At 46.3% G+C, this 19,762-nt stretch carries 17 protein-coding genes and 1 pseudogene; 13 read left to right on the plus strand and 5 right to left on the minus strand.

Annotated features, from left to right (window positions below):
• Positions 1–12 precede the first annotated feature (12 nt).
• Complete coding sequence (locus GYO_RS24055; RefSeq protein WP_014112571.1) at positions 13–1,164, minus strand: M20 peptidase aminoacylase family protein; 1,152 nt, start codon at positions 1,162–1,164, stop codon at positions 13–15.
• Positions 1,165–1,312: 148 nt separating this feature from the next.
• On the opposite strand from GYO_RS24055, the gene GYO_RS24060 reads away from it, so the two are divergent.
• From GYO_RS24060 to GYO_RS24085, 5 genes and pseudogenes are all read left to right on the plus strand, one after another.
• A complete protein-coding gene (locus GYO_RS24060; RefSeq protein ID WP_014112572.1) occupies positions 1,313–2,746 on the plus strand; it encodes a YfcC family protein in 1,434 nt (477 codons plus the stop codon).
• Positions 2,747–2,861: 115 nt separating this feature from the next.
• Positions 2,862–3,429: pseudogene (locus GYO_RS24070) on the plus strand (DUF6773 family protein).
• A gap of 171 nt (positions 3,430–3,600) precedes the next feature.
• Positions 3,601–5,580: an alpha-amylase gene (gene amyE, locus GYO_RS24075; RefSeq protein WP_014112574.1), complete on the plus strand. Its 1,980-nt coding sequence runs from the start codon at positions 3,601–3,603 to the stop codon at positions 5,578–5,580.
• 173 nt (positions 5,581–5,753) lie between these two features.
• Positions 5,754–6,719, plus strand: coding sequence for an L-lactate dehydrogenase (locus tag GYO_RS24080; protein WP_014112575.1), 966 nt, complete (start codon positions 5,754–5,756; stop codon positions 6,717–6,719).
• A 31-nt stretch (positions 6,720–6,750) separates the two neighbouring features.
• Entirely contained in the window at positions 6,751–8,376 is a 1,626-nt protein-coding gene (locus GYO_RS24085; RefSeq protein WP_014112576.1) for an L-lactate permease, read from the plus strand.
• A 42-nt stretch (positions 8,377–8,418) separates the two neighbouring features.
• Here GYO_RS24085 and bmr3 read toward each other — a convergent pair whose 3' ends face one another.
• Positions 8,419–9,957 carry a multidrug efflux MFS transporter Bmr3 gene (gene bmr3 / locus GYO_RS24090; protein WP_014112577.1) on the minus strand — a complete coding sequence of 513 codons (1,539 nt, stop codon included), beginning with the start codon at positions 9,955–9,957 and terminating at the stop codon, positions 8,419–8,421.
• Between the two features lie 112 nt (positions 9,958–10,069).
• On the opposite strand from bmr3, the gene GYO_RS24095 reads away from it, so the two are divergent.
• The 3 genes from GYO_RS24095 to GYO_RS24105 all read left to right on the plus strand — a co-directional run bounded on the left by GYO_RS24095 (position 10,070) and on the right by GYO_RS24105 (position 12,069).
• Positions 10,070–10,534: a MarR family transcriptional regulator gene (locus tag GYO_RS24095; protein WP_014112578.1), complete on the plus strand. Its 465-nt coding sequence runs from the start codon at positions 10,070–10,072 to the stop codon at positions 10,532–10,534.
• A gap of 74 nt (positions 10,535–10,608) precedes the next feature.
• Entirely contained in the window at positions 10,609–11,238 is a 630-nt protein-coding gene (locus GYO_RS24100) for a LysE family translocator (RefSeq protein ID WP_014112579.1), read from the plus strand.
• A gap of 69 nt (positions 11,239–11,307) precedes the next feature.
• A complete protein-coding gene (locus GYO_RS24105; RefSeq protein WP_014112580.1) occupies positions 11,308–12,069 on the plus strand; it encodes a YqcI/YcgG family protein in 762 nt (253 codons plus the stop codon).
• Position 12,070: 1 nt separating this feature from the next.
• Here GYO_RS24105 and GYO_RS24110 read toward each other — a convergent pair whose 3' ends face one another.
• On the minus strand, positions 12,071–13,411 hold the full coding sequence (locus GYO_RS24110) for an amino acid permease (RefSeq protein ID WP_003224799.1): 1,341 nt from the start codon (positions 13,409–13,411) through the stop codon (positions 12,071–12,073).
• Between the two features lie 129 nt (positions 13,412–13,540).
• Between GYO_RS24110 and GYO_RS24115 the strand changes: the two genes are divergently transcribed.
• On the plus strand, positions 13,541–14,137 hold the full coding sequence (locus GYO_RS24115) for a DUF1989 domain-containing protein (protein WP_014112582.1): 597 nt from the start codon (positions 13,541–13,543) through the stop codon (positions 14,135–14,137).
• Positions 14,138–14,269: 132 nt separating this feature from the next.
• Positions 14,270–15,088 (plus strand): NAD(+) synthase, encoded by an 819-nt coding sequence (nadE, locus tag GYO_RS24120; RefSeq protein ID WP_014112583.1) that lies wholly within the window; start codon positions 14,270–14,272, stop codon positions 15,086–15,088.
• A 272-nt stretch (positions 15,089–15,360) separates the two neighbouring features.
• On the opposite strand, the gene tmrB is transcribed toward nadE, so the two are convergent.
• Entirely contained in the window at positions 15,361–15,954 is a 594-nt protein-coding gene (gene tmrB, locus GYO_RS24125) for a tunicamycin resistance ATP-binding TmrB (RefSeq protein ID WP_014112584.1), read from the minus strand.
• A gap of 307 nt (positions 15,955–16,261) precedes the next feature.
• On the opposite strand from tmrB, the gene GYO_RS24130 reads away from it, so the two are divergent.
• Positions 16,262–16,822: a shikimate kinase gene (locus GYO_RS24130; RefSeq protein ID WP_003224806.1), complete on the plus strand. Its 561-nt coding sequence runs from the start codon at positions 16,262–16,264 to the stop codon at positions 16,820–16,822.
• 26 nt (positions 16,823–16,848) lie between these two features.
• Here GYO_RS24130 and GYO_RS24135 read toward each other — a convergent pair whose 3' ends face one another.
• Positions 16,849–17,610, minus strand: coding sequence for a class I SAM-dependent methyltransferase (locus tag GYO_RS24135; RefSeq protein ID WP_014112586.1), 762 nt, complete (start codon positions 17,608–17,610; stop codon positions 16,849–16,851).
• A 117-nt stretch (positions 17,611–17,727) separates the two neighbouring features.
• Between GYO_RS24135 and GYO_RS24140 the strand changes: the two genes are divergently transcribed.
• Together GYO_RS24140 and cah are read left to right on the plus strand one after the other, a co-directional pair.
• Complete coding sequence (locus GYO_RS24140) at positions 17,728–18,702, plus strand: LysR family transcriptional regulator (RefSeq protein ID WP_014112587.1); 975 nt, start codon at positions 17,728–17,730, stop codon at positions 18,700–18,702.
• 71 nt (positions 18,703–18,773) lie between these two features.
• Positions 18,774–19,730 carry a cephalosporin C deacetylase gene (cah, locus tag GYO_RS24145; RefSeq protein ID WP_014112588.1) on the plus strand — a complete coding sequence of 319 codons (957 nt, stop codon included), beginning with the start codon at positions 18,774–18,776 and terminating at the stop codon, positions 19,728–19,730.
• The last annotated feature ends 32 nt before the right edge of the window (positions 19,731–19,762 follow it).

Consider the following 19,762-nt stretch of genomic DNA (forward strand, 5'->3'; position numbering starts at 1 on the left):
TGCTTTCTTGTGTTAAGAAGCATTAGCAGAAGCTAGTGCTTCCGCCTTTTGAAAGGTTTTTAATACGGCGTTTGCCAAAATGTGAATGCCATTGAACATCGCGTTTCTGTCAAAGGTCATGTGGGGATGATGGAGTCCTGGCTGTAGTCCGCATCCCAGTCCAAGCATAGTTGTTTTGAGGTTCGGCACTTTTACGGCGTAAAAATGAAAATCCTCACCGCCAGTTGTGACAAGCGGTTCATCAAGCTGCTCAGCCCCGATGATTTCTGTAATGGCTTCTGCCATGATCGCTTCAGCTTCTTTGTTTTGTGTTGCCGCAGGAAGGCTGTGCTCCTTTTGCAGCTCGATCTTCGCGCCGAATGCCGCGGCAGCCGCTTCACAGGCTCTTTCTGTTTCGGCGATTAACGTCTCCATGGCTTCATTGGTCTGAGCGCGCAAATCAAGGCTGAACGACGCTTTTCCCGGAATGATGTTAGAGCTTTCTCCGCCGGCTTGAAGTTTTGTCATTTTGACGGTATGCGGGATTTGCGGGTCAATATGAATGAGTCCGAGCTTATGTACGAGAAATGCCGCAATTTCAATGCTGTTTTTCCCGAGATGCGGGCGGGCGCCATGGGCTTCCTCTCCGATTATCGTTCCCTCAATATGCTGGCTTGATCCGTGCAGAATAGATGGGGCACAACGCCCGTTCTGTGTCTCCTGAATCGGACGGACGTGAACGCCGTACAAATAGTTGACATCGTCAAGCACGCCTTCTTCTATCATTTTCAAGGCGCCGCCGCCTTTTTCCTCAGCCGGCTGAAAGATAAAACGGATCGTGCCCTTCGGAAGCTCGGGCTGTTTTTTCAGCAGCATTAACGTGCCCAGCGCCATTGTCATATGTGAATCGTGTCCGCAGGAATGGTTGGCGCAGAATGTGCCGTTGACCTCCTGCCATAGCGCATCAATGTCAGCGCGAACGGCTACAACCGGCGAGCCCGATCCGATCTCGCCGACAACCCCGGTGCAGTCTGAAAAAGTGCGCGTCCGGCATCCTAAATCCTCAAGCTTTTGTTTGAGAAATGCAGTTGTCTCATATTCCTTCCAGCTGACTTCAGGGTTCGCGTGCAGATGTTCGAAGATATCTATAACAGTTTGTTTCATGTCTTCGGAAAGTTTTTGCATGGGAAGAAGTACCTCCTTCTATTAAAATGAATTTTACCTTCTTTACTTCATTTATATTGAAACAGGAAGATAGGCTGTATATAATATAGCACATATTGCTACTTTTCAGAATAATGAATATTTTCAAACAGAGGGGATGGATCGAAATATGAGTATGCCAGCAGCCGAAACACAGTCTAAGAAAAAACGAACGACATTTAAAATGCCTGACGCCTATGTCCTCTTATTTATTATTGCTTTCATTTGCGCCATTGCCTCATATATTGTGCCGGCGGGTGAATTTGACCGCGTGACAAAGGGGGATGTCACCACTGCTGTTCCGGGAAGCTATCATTCTATTGAACAGTCTCCGGTCAGCCTGATCAGCTTTTTTACGTCTCTTCAGGATGGAATGGTCGGATCAGCACCAATCATCTTTCTGATTTTATTCACAGGCGGCACCATTGCCATTTTAGAAAAAACGGGTGCCATCAACGGCCTGATTTACAACGTCATCAGCAAATTCCGCACAAAGCAATTATTATTTATTTGTATTGTGGGCGCGTTGTTCTCCATTCTCGGAACAACCGGAATTGTCGTGAATTCAGTAATCGGATTTATCCCCATCGGCCTCATTGTCGCACGATCCTTAAAATGGGACGCGGTCGCGGGCGCCGCTGTTATTTACATCGGCTGCTACGCTGGATTTAACTCTACTATTTTATCACCGTCCCCGCTCGGTTTATCGCAATCAATCGCGGAGCTGCCGCTCTTTTCGGGGATCGGCCTGCGAGTTGTGATATACATATGCTTTTTGCTGTCTTCTATTATTTATATCTATTTGTATACGAGAAAATTAAAAAAATCAAAAGATGCCAGTGTGTTAGGAACAGATTGGTTCCCTGCGGCAGGAATGGGCGAAGCCGGTAAAGAAGAAGATCAGTCAGTGCTGTTTACTGTTCGCCATAAGCTCATTTTGGCTGTAGCGGGACTGTCGCTGATTGGATTTTTATACGGCGCTTTAAAGCTGGGCTGGTCTGATTCCCAAATGGCTGCTACGTTTATTTTTATTTCTGTCCTTGCCGGTTTAATAGGCGGGCTTGCGGCAAACGATATTGCCAAAACCTTCATTACGGGCTGCCAAAGCCTCGTGTACGGGGCACTGATTGTCGGGATGGCACGAAGCATTTCCGTCATTCTTGAAAATGGCAAGCTCCTCGATACAGTCGTCAATGCTTTGGCTTCGCTTTTGGATGGATTCAGCCCGATTGCCGGCGCGATCGGCATGTATATCGCCAGTGCGCTGCTTCATTTTCTCATCTCTTCAGGGTCTGGGGAAGCCGTTGTATTTATTCCAATCCTGGCGCCGCTCGCTGATTTGATGGGAATTACGAGACAGGTTGCGGTGGAAGCGGTTATGCTTGGAGAAGGAGTCGTCAACTGTGTGAACCCGACATCCGGCGTTCTCATGGCGGTGCTTGCCGCCAGCGGCATTCCGTACGTCAAGTGGCTTCGGTTTATGGTGCCGCTTGCTCTGATTTGGTTCTTGATCGGACTTGTATTTATTGTGATCGGTGTCATGATCAATTGGGGGCCGTTTTAACGATTGCTGCCCGCCGGCTTGTACGGCGGGCTTTTAAGTTATCCATTGCAGAAGCGCAGGCTGTTATTGTAACATGTAAGCCATAAGCCATTCGTAAAAGTGCGGGAGGAAGGTCATGAATAATCTGCGTAATAGACTTTCAGGCGTGAATGGGGAAAATAAGAGAGTAAAAAAAGAACAAAAAATCTGGTCGGAGATTGGGATGATAGCGGGAGCTTTTGCGTTGCTTGATGTGATCATCCGCGGCATTATGTTTGAATTTCCGTTTGAAGAATGGGCTGCAAGCCTTGTGTTTTTGTTCATCATTATCTTATATTACTGCATCAGGGCAGCAGCATGTGGAATGCTCATGCCGAGAATAGACACCGAAGAAGAACTGCAAAAACGGGTGAAGCAGCAGCGAATAGAATCAATTGCGGTCGCCTTTGCGGTAGTGGTGCTTACGATGTACGACAGGGGGATTCCCCATACATTCTTCGCTTGGCTGAAAATGATCCTTCTTTTTATCGTCTGCGGCGGCGTTCTGTTCCTGCTTCGGTACGTGATTGTGAAGCTGGCTTACAGAAGAGCGGTAAAAGAAGAAGTAAAGAAGAAATCATCTTGATAGATGGTTTCTTTTTTTGTTTAGTGAGGGAAAACGCTCACAGTTCCGTTCAGCTTTTTCTATAGGAATATTGATTTGAATTCACTCTATCAAGTTGTTTTGATAGAGTGATTGTGATAATTTAACATGTAAGCGTTAACAAAATTCTCCAGTCTTCACATTAGTTTGAAAGGAGGAAGCGGAAGAATAAAGTAAGAGGGATTTTTGACTCCGCAGTAAGTCTTCAAAAATCAAATAAGGAGTGTCAAGAATGTTTGAAAAACGATTCAAAACCTCTTTACTGCCGTTATTCGCTGGTTTTTTATTGCTGTTTCATTTGGTTCTGGGAGGACCGGCGGCTGCGAATGCTGAAACACAGAACACATCGAATGAGCTGACAGCGCCATCGATCAAAAGCGGGACCATTCTTCATGCTTGGAATTGGTCGTTCAATACGTTAAAACATAATATGAAGGATATTCATGATGCAGGATATACAGCGATTCAGACGTCTCCGATTAACCAAGTAAAGGAAGGGAACCAAGGAAATAAAAGCATGTCGAACTGGTACTGGTTGTATCAGCCGACATCATATCAAATTGGCAACCGTTACTTAGGTACTGAACAAGAATTTAAAGAAATGTGCGCAGCCGCTGAAGAATATGGCGTGAAGGTCATTGTTGACGCGGTTATCAATCATACCACCAGTGACTATGCCGCGATTTCCAATGAGATTAAGAGTATTCCAAATTGGACACATGGAAACACACAAATTAAAAACTGGTCCGATCGATGGGATGTCACGCAGAATTCATTGCTGGGGCTATATGATTGGAATACACAAAATACACAAGTACAGTCCTATCTGAAACGTTTCTTAGAAAGAGCATTGAATGACGGCGCAGACGGATTTCGATATGATGCGGCCAAACATATAGAGCTTCCGGATGACGGGAATTACGGCAGTCAATTTTGGCCGAATATCACAAATACATCTGCGGAGTTCCAATACGGAGAAATCCTGCAAGATAGTGCCTCCAGAGATGCTGCATATGCGAATTATATGAATGTGACAGCATCTAATTATGGACATTCCATAAGGTCCGCGTTAAAGAATCGCAATCTTAGCGTGTCGAATATCTCCCATTATGCATCAGAGGTGTCTGCCGACAAGTTAGTCACATGGGTGGAATCGCATGATACGTATGCCAATGATGAGGAAGAGTCTACATGGATGAGCGATGACGATATTCGCTTAGGCTGGGCAGTGATTGCTTCTCGCTCAGGCAGTACGCCTCTCTTCTTTTCCAGACCTGAGGGCGGCGGAAATGGTGTCAGATTCCCGGGGAAAAGCCAAATAGGCGATCGTGGGAGTGCTTTATTTGAAGATCAGGCTATCACTGCGGTCAATAGATTTCACAATGTGATGGATGGACAGCCTGAGGAACTCTCGAATCCGAATGGAAACAACCAGATATTCATGAATCAGCGTGGCTCGCACGGCGTTGTGCTGGCAAATGCAGGTTCATCTTCTGTCACCATCAATACGTCAACGAAATTACCTGATGGCAGGTATGATAATAAAGCTGGGAACGGTTCATTTCAAGTAACAGACGGCAAATTGACAGGCACGATCAATGCCAGATCTGTGGCTGTTCTTTATTCTGATGATATTGCAAATGCGCCTCATGTCTTCCTTGAGAATGTCAAAACAGGTGTAACACATTCTTTCAACGATCAACTGACGATCACTCTGCGTGCAGATGCGAATACAACAAAAGCCGTTTATCAAATAAATAATGGGCAAGAGACAGTGTTTAAGGATGGAGACCAATTAACGATCGGAAAAGGAGATCCGTTTGGCACAACATACACCATCACGTTAACAGGAACGAACAGTGATGGTGTAACGAGGACCCAGGAATACAGCTTTGTAAAAAGAGAGCCTTCTGCGGCCAAAACCATTGGCTATCAAAATCCAAATCATTGGGGCCAAGTAAATGCTTATATCTATAAACATGATGGGGGCCGGGCATTAGAATTGACCGGATCCTGGCCGGGAAAAGCAATGATTAAGAATGCAGATGGAATTTACACGCTGACGCTGCCTGCGGATACGGATACAACGAACGCCAAAGTGATTTTTAATAATGGCAGCGCCCAAGTGCCCGGACAGAACCAGCCTGGCTTTGATTACGTGCAAAATGGCTTATATAACGACTCTGGCTTAAGCGGTTCTCTTCCTCATTGAGGGCAAGGTTAGACGGGACTTACCGGTAGAAACCATCCTTGATGGTTTCTTTTTTTGTTCATAAATCAGACAAAACTTTTCTCTTGCAATAGTTTGTGAAATGTTGCACAATATAAATGTGAAATACTTCACAAACAAACATCAAAGAAAAACATACCCTGGAAGGATGATTAATGATGAACAAACATGTAAATAAAGTAGCTTTAATCGGAGCGGGTTTTGTTGGAAGCAGTTATGCATTTGCGTTAATAAACCAAGGGATCACAGATGAGCTTGTGGTCATTGATTTAAATAAAGAAAAAGCAATGGGCGATGTGATGGACTTAAACCACGGAAAGGCGTTTGCGCCGCAACCGGTCAAAACATCTTACGGAACATATGAAGACTGCAAGGATGCTGATATTGTCTGCATCTGCGCCGGAGCAAACCAAAAACCTGGAGAGACACGCCTTGAATTAGTAGAAAAGAACTTAAAGATTTTCAAAGGTATCGTCAGTGAAGTCATGGCGAGCGGATTTGACGGCATTTTCTTAATCGCGACAAATCCGGTTGATATTCTGACTTACGCTACATGGAAATTCAGCGGCCTGCCAAAAGAGCGGGTGATCGGAAGCGGCACAACATTAGATTCTGCGAGATTCCGTTACATGCTGAGCGAATACTTTGGCGCAGCGCCTCAAAATGTGCACGCGCATATTATCGGAGAGCACGGCGACACAGAGCTTCCTGTCTGGAGCCACGCGAATGTCGGTGGTGTGCCGGTCAGTGAACTCGTTGAGAAAAACGATGCGTATAAACAAGAGGAGCTTGACCAGATCGTAGATGACGTGAAAAACGCCGCTTACCATATCATTGAGAAAAAAGGTGCGACTTATTATGGTGTTGCGATGAGCCTTGCCCGCATTACAAAAGCCATTCTTCATAATGAAAACAGCATTTTAACTGTCAGCACATATTTAGACGGACAATACGGCGCAGACGACGTGTACATCGGCGTTCCGGCTGTCGTAAACCGCGGAGGTATTGCAGGCATCACTGAGCTGAACTTAAATGAGAAAGAAAAAGAACAGTTCCTTCACAGCGCAGGTGTCCTTAAAAACATTTTAAAACCTCATTTTGCAGAACAAAAGGTCAACTAATCGCAACTATAGAGTAAAGGGCTGATTGTCAATGTGGGAGCAGTTGTATGATCCGTTTGGAAACGAGTATGTGAGCGCACTTGTGGCGCTCACTCCGATTCTCTTTTTTCTCTTGGCTTTAACTGTTTTTAAAATGAAAGGCATTCTTGCGGCATTTCTTACCTTAGCCGTCAGTTTCTTCGTCTCCGTTTTGGCATTTCATATGCCGGTTGAAAAAGCAATTTCTTCTGTTTTGCTAGGAATCGGGAGCGGACTGTGGCCGATTGGCTACATCGTTCTGATGGCGGTGTGGCTGTATAAAATCGCAGTGAAAACCGGGAAATTTACCATTATTCGTTCCAGCATTGCCGGCATTTCGCCTGACCAACGATTACAGCTATTATTAATAGGTTTTTGTTTTAACGCGTTTTTAGAAGGCGCGGCCGGTTTTGGTGTTCCGATTGCGATTAGTGCGGCGCTGCTCGTCGAACTTGGTTTTAAACCGTTAAAAGCGGCGGCTCTCTGCTTGATTGCGAACGCAGCCTCTGGAGCCTTTGGGGCGATCGGGATTCCTGTAATCACAGGGGCGCAGATTGGTGATTTGTCTGCTCTTGAGCTGTCACGGACATTGATGTGGACATTGCCGATGATCTCATTTTTGATTCCGTTTCTGCTTGTATTCCTATTAGACCGAATGAAAGGAATCAAACAGACATGGCCTGCCCTGTTGGTTGTGAGCGGTGTGTATACAGCGGTTCAGACACTGACAATGGCGGTGCTCGGACCGGAATTAGCAAACATTTTGGCGGCCTTATTCAGTATGGGCGGGCTTGCGCTCTTCCTCCGCAAATGGCAGCCGAAAGAGATTTACCGGGAGGAAGGAGCCGGCGAGACTGGTGAGAAAAAAGCATACAGTGCCGCAGACATTGCAAAAGCGTGGTCTCCTTTCTACATTTTAACTGCAGCGATCACAATCTGGAGCCTTCCTGCCTTCAAAGCGCTTTTCCAAGAAGGCGGATTGTTATATCAAACAACGCTCCTATTGAAAATGCCTTTCCTGCATCAGCAAATTATGAAAATGCCGCCGATTGCGCCATCTGCCATGCCGTTAGATGCAGTCTTTAAAGTCGACCTGCTGTCAGCGACTGGTACAGCGATTTTAGCGGCGGTCATCGTGACAGGGCTGTTCAGCAAAAATTTCTCTTATCGGGATGCCTTTGCTTCCTTGAAGGAGACAGGAAAAGAGCTGTGGGTGCCGATTATGACGATCTGCTTCGTGATGGGATTTGCCAATCTGGCCAACTTCGCAGGGCTCAGCTCTTCAATTGGATTAGCACTGGCGAAAACAGGAGACTTGTTCCCGTTTGTCAGTCCCGTTCTCGGCTGGATCGGCGTGTTCATTACCGGTTCAGTTGTCAGCAATAACGCTTTATTCGGACATTTACAGGTTGTCACCGGAGCGCAGATCGGTGCGGGATCTGATTTGCTGTTAGCTGCAAATACGGCGGGCGGGGTGATGGCAAAACTTGTTTCTCCTCAGTCCATCGCCATCGCTGCCGCAGCGGTTGGCCAGATAGGCAAGGAATCTAAACTGTTTAAACGAACAGTGGCGTATAGCCTGATTCTGTTATTAATCATTTGTATATGGACGTTTATTCTTGCAAGATTAGGATTGTAATAGAAAAAGCAGTACATGCCAGCCATGTACTGCTTTTTTCTATTAATTTGCTTTCTTCGCCATTTCTGCTGTTGTTTTCACTCTGGCTTTTCCCATAAACAAAACGGTAACCGCCGCGAGGACAATTGGAATCAAAGCGAGCAAAAAGACATATGTGATGCTTGATGACATCGCGTCAATAATGCGATTCAGGATTGCCTCAGGAATCTGGGAACGTGTTCCTGCTTGAAAAATCTCCTGCGGGTCGCCGATATTTTGCGCAGCGCCTGAGCCTGCTGAGCCTTTCATGCCGCTGAAGGCGTCGCTCAGCTTGTTCGTGAATACGTTTGTTTGCACCGTTCCGAAAATGGTGACGCCCAGGGTCATGCCGAATGACCGCAAAAATGAATTTGTAGAGTTGGCCGTTCCCCGAAAACGAGGTTCAAGATCATTCATCGATGCCGCCGGCAGCAGGGAGAAGTTAAAGCCTACGCCAAATCCTGAAATCATCATAAAGACTGTCAGCCATACCCGTGCTGTGTCAGGCGTCATATTAGAAAGAAGCAGCATGCCGATAAAGAAAGCGATAACAGATATCAGCATCAAATTGCGGAAGCTTGCCTTCGTTTGGAAGATCCCGCCGATCATGCTTCCGATGACTGACCCAATCATCATCGGCGTCAAAATGAAGCCCGCGCTTGTCGCTGAGCTGCCGTATACTGCCTGAACGAAAATCGGAATAAATACCGCTAAAATAATGAATGTTCCGCCATACAGGAAAGCGAGAATCTGTGCTGTGGCAAACAGCCTGTTTTTAAACATCCAGAAAGAAATAATCGGTTCTTCCGCTTTTCTCTCCACAATAAAAAAGGCAATGAAGAAAACGGCGAATACAATAAACAGGCCAATGATCTGAATGGAATTCCAATCGTAAGTTTTGCCGCCAAGCTCAAGAGCGAACATCAGGCATACAATTGATACGACTAAAGTAATCGCGCCGCCCCAGTCAATCTTCTGCTTTCTGTGCTCCAAAGATTCTTTGTAGTAGCGAATAATGAAAAACAATGACAATGCGCCGATCGGTACATTGATGTAAAACACCCAGTGCCAGCTGATTGAATCTGTAATGATCGCGCCTAACAGCGGCCCAAGAACACTGGATAATCCGAATACAGCACCGAACATGCCGGACATTTTTCCGCGTTTTTCCGGCGGAAACAAATCAAAGATAATGGTAAAGGCAATCGGCAGAAGCGCGCCGCCTCCAATCCCTTGAATGGCCCGGTAGATGATCAGCTGATTCATCGTCTGTGCAATTCCGCATAAAGCCGACCCGATTAAGAAAAAAATAAGTCCAAACAGGAAAAAACGTTTTCGGCCGTACATATCGGAAAGCTTGCCGTAAATCGGCATTCCAGCCATGACCGCCACCATATAAGACGCCGTCACCCAAGCAAATTTATCGAAGCTTCCAAGATCCGCTACGATGCTGCCCATCGCGGTGGCAACAATCGTATTGTCCATCGCCGACATCAAGATGCCCAGCAGGAGACCGAGGACCACAAATTTGGTGGAAGCCTGTTTTGCTGATGTTGTGTCCATTTGTTCTACCTCCTCTTACTTTTCTATGTAAGTTCTGATATCATGATAATAGTTTGATTATTAAATATCTCGATTATCAAGATAAATTCGATTTTATAGGGAGGACTGTCAGTTGTCAACAAGAAATTCCAGAAGTGAGTTGGAAAAGACTGCCGTTCAGCTTTTTCGGAAATTGGGCACAAGAACGGTTCTGTTTCATCAGGCAGCCGCTCAAGCTCTCGGTCTGTTTCCCACCGATTTAAAATCAGCTGACATCTTAAATGAAGCAGGGCCGATGACTGCCGGAGAGCTGGGGAAAAAGACGGGCCTCAGCACAGGTTCGGTCACGGCGCTTGTTGACCGGCTAGAAAAAGCGGGGTATGTGGCTCGTGAAAAGGATCCGAACGACCGCAGAAGAGTCATAATCGTCCCATTGACCGCTTCAAAGAAACATGTCAAGGGTTTGTTCCGTTCTCTGTCAGAGTCGACGATGGATTTGTGCCGTGAGTATACAGAAGAAGAACTAGAACTCATTTTCAGTTTCGTAGGCAAAGCCGCCGATATTGTGGAGGAAGAACTTAAACGTCTGAAACAGTAAGCGAATTTTGTGCATAGCTTGGCCCGTTCCCGAATAAATTGTACAAGTTACGTAAGAGAAGGGAGTACGGGCCGGTGAACATTTTTTTGAGCTATATTGTGCTGGGACTGTCCTTGTCTGCGCCTGTGGGACCAGTGAATGCGGCGCAAATAGACAAAGGAATTAAAAACGGTTTTTGGCATGCGTGGATTTTTGGTTTAGGCGCCATGACAGCGGACGGACTGTACATGCTTTTTATCTATTTCGGGCTTTCACAGTTTTTGACCGCTCCATTTGTGAAAACGTTTTTGTGGCTCTTCGGCTTTTTTGTTCTGACCTATACCGGAATTGAAACGCTGAAAAATGTCAGAGAACCGATGGATGTGCGAAGCTCGCGAGGAAAAGTGTCATATAGGAAAACATTCGCTTCGGGTTTTCTCATTTCACTGTCAAATCCATTGAGCATCCTTTTTTGGCTCGGAATTTATGGGAGCATACTTGCGAAAACAGCAGAGGCCTACAATATGAATCAGCTTCTGATCTATAGCTCCGGCATCATGATCGGCATTTTAATCTGGGATTTTTGCATGGCGATCACAGCCAGCATGTTCAGAAATCTGCTTCATGAAAAGCTGTTGAGAGGATTGACCGGAATCGCTGGTGTATCCCTCCTTATATTTGGCTTTTACTTCGGTTATCAAGGCATCAGACAGTTATTGGGCTGATTCATGAAGGACAGTCACCTGCCGTCTCCAGTTTTAATATAGTATCCAGATGATACTGGAGGTGGATCAATGGTGAATGGGATTTACACCAAAAGTTTTCTGGAACGTAATCAAGCTGAACTCCCTGAATGGCAAAGAATCGCTTTTGAGCTTTTGGCAGAAACTGTGGCGGATGACGCGGATACGTTTCCGTGCATTCCCGGACGCCAGGCGTTTCTGACAGATCAGCTTCGCATTACTTTTGCTGGAGATCCGCGGGAAAACCGTACAGCGGAGGAACTGGCACCACTGCTTGCGGAGTACGGCAAGATATCGCGGGACACGGGAAAGTACGCATCCCTCGTTGTGTTGTTTGATACACCGGAAGATTTGGCTGAGCACTATTCGATTGAAGCGTATGAAGAGCTGTTTTGGAGCTTTTTAAATAGACTGAGTCACCAGGACGAAAAAGAGTGGCCGGAAGACATTCCGGCCGATCCCGAGCATTATAAATGGGAGTTTTGTTTTGACGGCGAGCCGTACTTTATTTTGTGCGCTACACCGGGGCACGAAGCGAGAAGAAGCCGGAGCTTTCCCTATTTTATGATCACGTTTCAGCCAAGATGGGTGTTTGAAGAGTTAAATGGATCAACCGCTTTTGGCCGCAACATGAGCAGGCTGATCCGATCCCGTTTAAAGGCCTACGATCAAGCTCCGGTTCACCCGCAATTAGGCTGGTACGGAGGAAAGAATAATCGCGAATGGAAACAGTATTTCCTCCGTGACGACGAAAAACAGGTATCGAAGTGCCCGTTTTCTTATTTAAAGAACATGTTCAACAAAATGAAATAAATCACGAGCTGGCAGGGCGGTCTTTATGTCCCTGCTTTTTTTGATAGATCATCGTAACGATGGCAATGATCACGAGAAAACCTATGCTTACAAAAAAACCGGGCCGGCTTGATTTTTCAAACAGTGTGCCGGACACAGCCGCAGCAATCAGAATCATCGCTAAATAAATTTGCGTTTTCCCCATTCCCTCGGGATCAGTCAGCTTTTTGCTGGAGAACAGGATAAACAGCCAAGTGTATAAAAGCATTAGCCCCGCTGCTGTCGTCATGTGCTCATAAATGTTTTTGGGCAGCACTAAAGACAGAATGATGGATAGAACAAGCCCCGCAAACGTCAGTCCTAGCGCCGGCCAGCATATTTTTTTGCCTTCCTTTAAAGTAAAGCATTTCGGCGCGTCTCCGTCATCAGCCATCGTACATAGCAATGTCGTAACCGCAAACAGGGAAGCGACGAGGGTCGAGAACCCGGCAATAATGAAAATCCCGTTAAAAATATCGAGGATGATCTTAAGGTTATATCCTTTTAACGACGTAATGAACGGGCTGTCCTGCTCAGTAAACATGTCTAATGGAACCAGCAGCAAGGCCAGTCCGATCGAAATAATATAAATAATCGCCAGCGTCGCCAGCATTAGTTTCCCTGATTTAGACGCTTCCTCTGGTTTTTTTAAGTGAACCGCCATCAGCCCCATGACCTCAATTCCGCCAAAGGCGTAAAACGCGTAGATTAAACCTGTCCAAAGCCCCATGGCGCCATATGGGAAAAACTCACTCGTCTTATTTGGAACCTGTACATCGTGCTTTCCGCCAGACAGGATACCGCATAATGCCAGGATGGCAATCACAATAAACATAAAAATAGCGGCTGTTTTGATGACTGCCAGTACGTTTTCAGTCTTCTCAAAAACAGACAGTCCGGTGAAAATAATCAGTAGCCCAAGTACCGCGTAGATTGAAGCAAACACCCATAACGGCACTTGAGGAAACCAGTGCTTCGTAAATAGCGAAATGGCTGTCAGCTGGCTTCCGGTAATCAGCATTTCTGATGACCAGTACACCCAGCCGTTGCTGAAGCCGGCCCATCTGCCAAACGCTTTTCGCGCATATGCACAAAACGAGCCTTTTTCGGGCTGTTTTGCCGATAGCTTGGCAAGCTGCTCGAATACAAAATACGTGCCGATCGCCCCGATCAGAAATGACAGCAGAACGGAAAAACCGCTTTTCACTATTGCAATGCTGGAACCGAGAAAAAATCCTGTTCCGATCGTGCATCCTATACCGATTAATGATAGCTGCCACCAGGCCAAATTTCCTTTTTGCTGGTCTTTTTTTGTTTGACTCATAATCATTTCAACCCCTTTTATCTAAGGTTAGATTGCGACCCGCCCGAAGCTTATATACATCGGATTTTTGCCTCTTTTTACATGGGGAAGGCGGAGAACGCTCATACTAATGAAAAAAGGAGCGAAGCAATGACACAGCAATATATCGTGGAGCCGAAAAAAGGGCTTGGGCTGAAGCTGAAAAAGGGGCAGATTTTAAAGGTGGTTGATGTAGAAGGGCAGCAAGTTGCTGATTTTGTTGCGTACCATGCCAAGGATTTTTATGAGCATCTTGATCAGGGAGCAACGATTGATGCCAATCATTCCATTCATGTGAAAGTCAACGATCATATCTACTCGAATCTATACAAACCGATGCTGACGCTGATTGAAGATACGGTCGGCAAGCATGATTTGCTGCTTCCCGCCTGCCGTCCTGATATGAACAGACTCTTATATGGGAAGCAAAAGGATGAGTTTCAGGATACGTGCTATGACAATATGAACCGTGCGCTTGAGCAATTTGGCGTACCGAAGCCTCACATGCATTACCCGTTTGCGATTTTTATGAATACTGTCCTTGATGAGAAAGGGAACCTGTCTGTAGAAACGCCGCTTTCGAATGCCGGGGATTATGTAAGGCTGCGGGCGGAAATGGATTTGGTTGTCGCGTTTTCTTCCTGCCCGATAGAAAAAGGTAAGTGCAATGGCGATAGCGTAACGTCTATACGGGTGGAAGTCAGCTGATCTCTCTTGTTCACTGTGAATCAAGACCTGTGCTATATTTAATAGGGATACATAATTGTCATGATTCATTTTCATTAAATTGGGGAAATGATCAAATAAGAAACAGCGAATTGTACAGGAGGAATGATTGGGATGAGCATGCAGGAAAAGATTATGCGTGAATTACATGTGAAGCCCTCAATTGATCCAAAGCAAGAAATTGAGGACCGAATCAATTTTTTAAAACAATATCTGAAAAAAACCGGCGCTAAAGGCTTTGTGTTAGGAATCAGCGGTGGACAGGATTCAACTCTCGCGGGGCGCCTGGCCCAGCTTGCGGTGGAAAGTATTCGTGAGGAGGGCGGAGACGCTCAATTTATCGCGGTCCGTCTTCCGCATGGTACACAGCAGGATGAAGACGATGCCCAGCTTGCTTTGAAGTTCATTAAGCCGGATAAATCATGGAAGTTCGACATTAAGTCCACAGTCAGCGCGTTTTCTGATCAGTATCAGCAGGAAACCGGTGATCAGCTGACTGACTTTAATAAAGGAAATGTAAAAGCGAGAACAAGAATGATCGCTCAATACGCGATCGGCGGCCAAGAAGGCCTTCTTGTCATCGGTACGGACCATGCCGCTGAGGCTGTGACTGGTTTCTTTACGAAGTATGGTGACGGCGGAGCGGACCTCCTGCCGCTGACTGGATTGACGAAGCGTCAAGGAAAAAGCCTGCTGAAAGAGCTGGGTGCATCGGAACGCTTATACTTAAAAGAACCAACTGCCGATCTGCTCGACGAAAAACCGCAGCAGGCGGATGAAACAGAGCTAGGCATTTCTTACGAGGAAATTGACGATTATCTCGAAGGAAAAGAAGTATCAGCGAAAGTGTCAGAAGCGCTGGAAAATCGCTACAGCATAACTGAGCATAAACGTCAGGTTCCGGCGTCTATGTTTGATGACTGGTGGAAATAGGATAAAGAAAGCCCGCTCTCGGAGCGGGCTTTTCAGCGTGTCGGCAATCCTCGCATTCGTTGTCAGTCCTGCGCGTTGGTGCTCACGGGTTAAGAAAGGAACGGCGGCTAATCGCTCAGGCGTCCTGCCTAAACGCCGCCATCATCACATCCTGTGAAAGTCTGCCCCAATGCTCGTCCTTCCTAGACTTCAAGGGTTTTCAATCACGCTGAAAAAAGATGATAAAATCCTAAAACGTAAACCGTTTTAGGATTTTATCATGTGCGGGATCTTTATTTGATGCGGATATGATTCAGCTTTACCATCAATCTGTCGGTGAACCTTCGGAGGCTGCCTCTCGTATCAGGGGCTAATGTAAGATTGGCTCTTGCGGCAATGGTTTCTGCCGCATCCTGAATTGACATGTTGTCTGTTTGGAGGTGATCCGCAAAGATTGGTGATGCCAATCCTTCAATGCAGCGGTCGATTTGTTTGGCGGCCCATGAATTTTTTCCTTCTGCTCTTGTTCGCAGCCGTTTTAACACGGTTTCTTTTGAAGCCATTAGTGTAAAGTGGTGAACTGTCCTGCCATCATGTCTAAGCCTGCCGATGATCTCATAAAAGTATTCAGGATGTACAATCGTCATAGGCACAATGATGATGCCGCGGTATGTATCGGTCAGGGAGGCCAGCAAGCTGTAATTGAACGCCCGCCATAAGGGGTAGCTTTGAAAATCGTCCTCCGCGATCTCCGGCGGTATCATGGAGCGCAGTGCAAAACCCATTTTCTCAGGATCATACACGTAAGATGGTTTCAGCCTTCTGCTCAGTTCGAAAGCTGTTTGTGTTTTTCCGGAACCAAAAGCCCCGTTTATCCATATGATCAATCGACATTTCTCCCTTCTTATTTATCATACAAAAAAAGACCCTTCGATCGAAGAGTCAGCGGGAAAAACAATCAAGGCAGGAGATTGAAAGGTTTTAGTGCTTTTTTGCGTCGAAGTATTAAAATATATGCGGAAATGTTGTACAATGAATGTTATTCAGGCAAAAACGTTTGAACAACCAAGAGCAGGCTATCCCGGGTAAAGCTTGAACGGAAAAGGACGGGCAAGCCGGTATCTATATAAATATTCGTAAAATAAGCATATAATGAATATAAAAATTTCATTCCTTAGGAGGATTTCGCCGAAGATGAACGCTAAACGAGCCATCCCAGTAAGAGAAAGAAATATCGTCCTGATCGGATTCATGGGTGTAGGAAAAACGACAATCGGCCAATTGGTCGCTAAAAAATTATATAGAGATTTTATCGATATTGACCAAGAGATCGAAAAGGATTTCAACATGTCAATCCCTGAGATGTTTGAGGAAAAGGGAGAAGACTTTTTCCGGAAAACGGAGAAGGAATATATTTTAGACATCTGCCGTCATAAACGATTCAAAATCGTCTCTCTGGGCGGCGGGTCTTTTAAACAAGAGGAAATCAGAAAGTGCTGTCTGGAAAACTGTCTCGTGCTCCATCTGGACCTGTCATGGGAGAACTGGAAGCAGCGAGCGGACTTATTAATCGAGAGCCGCCCTGTGCTGCATAACCGTTCAATGGATGAAATGGAACAGCTGTTTAACGAAAGAAAAGTCATTTACGACAAACACAATTCAAAAGTTGCAACAGACAACCTTTCTCCGGAAGAGGTTGCTGATTACATTGTAGAGACATTAAAAATCGGCTGGGATCTTTATCAGCCAATGTAAAAGCCGTGCCGTGCGCACGGCTTTTTTTATCGTTTTATGCCCTGTATCAAAATCGCTTTTAAACAAAAGGAGCCGGGCTGTCCGTTTTGATTCAATTTGATGTGGAACATGTCACGCGCTTCGTCTGATGCGTCATTCAGATGGGCGGTGATTTGCTTTTCCCGGTCGGCGGGAGTTCCGCCCCGTTTGATCCAGCTTTCGTATTGAATCGGCAAATTCCACTTTTGGATTTCTTGGTACTCAAGCTGATTAGTAGTGAACATCGACTGCCATTCTGATAATGAGCTTTCCCGGACATGGGAAGGGTCTCGAAGCTGGTTCAAATGATTAACAAACTCATCAAGAACGGGATCTTCAGGCGCGTAATGATCGACTAAGAGAAAACGTCCGTCCTTTTTCAGCACGCGTGCAACTTCGCTGACGGCTTTGCGGACATCTGAAAAATGGTGGGCCGCGTATCGGCAGGTGACGATATCAAATGAATCGTCGGGGAAGGGGAGTGACTCTGCCGTTCCTTGCTGAAAGCGTACGCTTCCCGCTCCTTTGTCTTGCGCAAAGGAGGAGGCAACCTCTACCATCTCTTTCGTCGCATCAACACCGATGCACTCCTGTACATATGGGGAAAATGCCAGCGCTGTATGGCCAGCACCCGCTCCGATATCCAGCACCCGCTGCTCAGCCCGGCATTCCGCCGTTTTGATCATGAACCCTAAATCTTCCCCCTCGGCAAATACCTTCTCATCCCGGTACATCTCGGCGTTTTTAGAAAACGGTGTTTCATTTCTCATGTGAACCAGCTCCTTTTTTTTGTAAATGATGATATGGATTATGTTAGCAATTTCTGTTATGATTCGTCCAAGATATAAAAATGATAAAAACGATAGGTTCAACCTATGGAGGCTGAAATGGATATTAAAGTGATGGAATATGCAGCGGAAATCGCCCGGCGCCAAAGCTTTACAAAGGCGGCAGAGCATCTTCATATCGCTCAGCCATCTCTTAGCCAGCAAATCAAAAAGCTTGAGGCTGAGCTGGGTCTTACCCTTTTTCACAGAACCCACGGCTCTGTTACGCTGACACCCCACGGCCGGCGTTTCATTGAAAAAGCCGAGGACATCATTCGTTCAAAAGATGACTTGCTCCGGGAGATGCAGGAGCGGTCGCAAGGACTGGGGCACAAGCTTTCCATTGGGATTCCTGCTGTAACAGGAAGATATCTCTTTCCGCCTCTGCTAAAGCAGTTTTTGGCGCGTTATCCTCATGTGGAGGTTCAGCTTGTTGAAAAAGATCCGGTTTCTTTAGAGGAGATGACGGCAAAGGGAGAGGTTGACCTTTCTGTCTTATCCTTGCCGATCGAGGATGAACGGCTCTCCATTACACACTTGCTCACGGAACCGATTGTTCTCGCAGTGCCGAAGGAAAAACAAAGGTGGATGCCGCCGGAAATGGCCGCGCTGATTGAGAAAGCGCTGGAAGGTGAGAAGGGCCGCCAGCCGTGCGTGCCGCTTGAAATGGTAAGGCACGTGCCGTTTATTCTGTTAAAAGAAGGTTTCGGATTTCGCAGGACAGTTCTCGATCTCTGTGCGGAAAGCGGCTTTAAGCCGAATACTGCCTTTAAAACGAGCCATATTGAAACCGCCCAATCTCTTGTGGCCAACGGCTTAGGTGTGACAATGGCGCCGAATATGGTCAGAAGGGATAAAGATCCGGGTGTGATCTATTTATCCATTCAATCCGCGCCATCACGAACCCTCGTCTTTGTGTTTTTAAAGAACCGCTATGTCAGTCTGACAGCCCAGGCCTTTATGGAACTGAGCCGGGAAAGTCTTAAACAAACGTTTGATGAAGGCTGTCTGGAAAACAAAAGTGAAAATATTTAGAAAACAAATCCGAAACGTGGTAGTATAGGAATACAAACTAAATCTTATAAAACAAAGGGGAATAATCGGAAATGCAACTATTCGATCTGCCGCTCGACCAATTGCAAACGTATAAGCCTGAAAAAACAACACCGAACGATTTTTCTGAGTTTTGGAAATCGTCTTTGGACGAACTTGCGAAAGTCCAAGCAGCACCTGATTTACAGCCGGTTGATTATCCTGCTGATGGAGTTAAGGTGTACCGCCTCACATATAAAAGCTTCGGAAACGCCCGCATTGCCGGATGGTACGCAGTGCCTGACAAGGAAGGCCCGCATCCAGCGATCGTCAAATATCATGGCTACAACGCTAGCTATGACGGTGAGATTCATGAAATGGTAAACTGGGCGCTCCACGGTTACGCCGCATTCGGCATGCTTGTCCGCGGCCAGCAGAGCAGCGAGGATACGACTATTTCTCCGCATGGTCATGCTTTGGGCTGGATGACGAAAGGAATCCTTGATAAAGATACATACTATTACCGGGGCGTTTATTTGGACGCTGTCCGCGCGCTTGAAGTCATAAGCAGCTTTGACGAAGTTGACGAAGCAAGAATCGGTGTGACAGGCGGAAGCCAAGGAGGCGGCTTAACCATTGCCGCAGCAGCTCTGTCAGACATTCCGAAAGCCGCGGTTGCCGATTATCCTTATTTAAGCAACTTTGAACGGGCCATTGATGTGGCGCTTGAACAGCCGTACCTTGAAATCAATTCCTTCTTTAGAAGAAATGGCAGCCCGGAAACGGAAGAGAAGGCGATGAAGACACTTTCATATTTCGATATTATGAATCTCGCTGACCGAGTGAAGGTCCCTGTTCTGATGTCGATCGGTCTGATTGACAAGGTCACGCCGCCGTCCACCGTGTTTGCCGCATACAACCACTTGGAGACAGAGAAAGAGCTCAAGGTGTACCGCTACTTCGGGCATGAGTATATCCCTGCCTTTCAAACAGAAAAACTTGCTTTCTTTAAGCAGCATCTTAAAGGCTGATAAACGTGAAAAGCCGCCGCACAACATCAGGC

The sequence above is a fragment of the Bacillus spizizenii TU-B-10 genome (assembly GCF_000227465.1).
GTDB lineage: Bacteria > Bacillota > Bacilli > Bacillales > Bacillaceae > Bacillus > Bacillus spizizenii.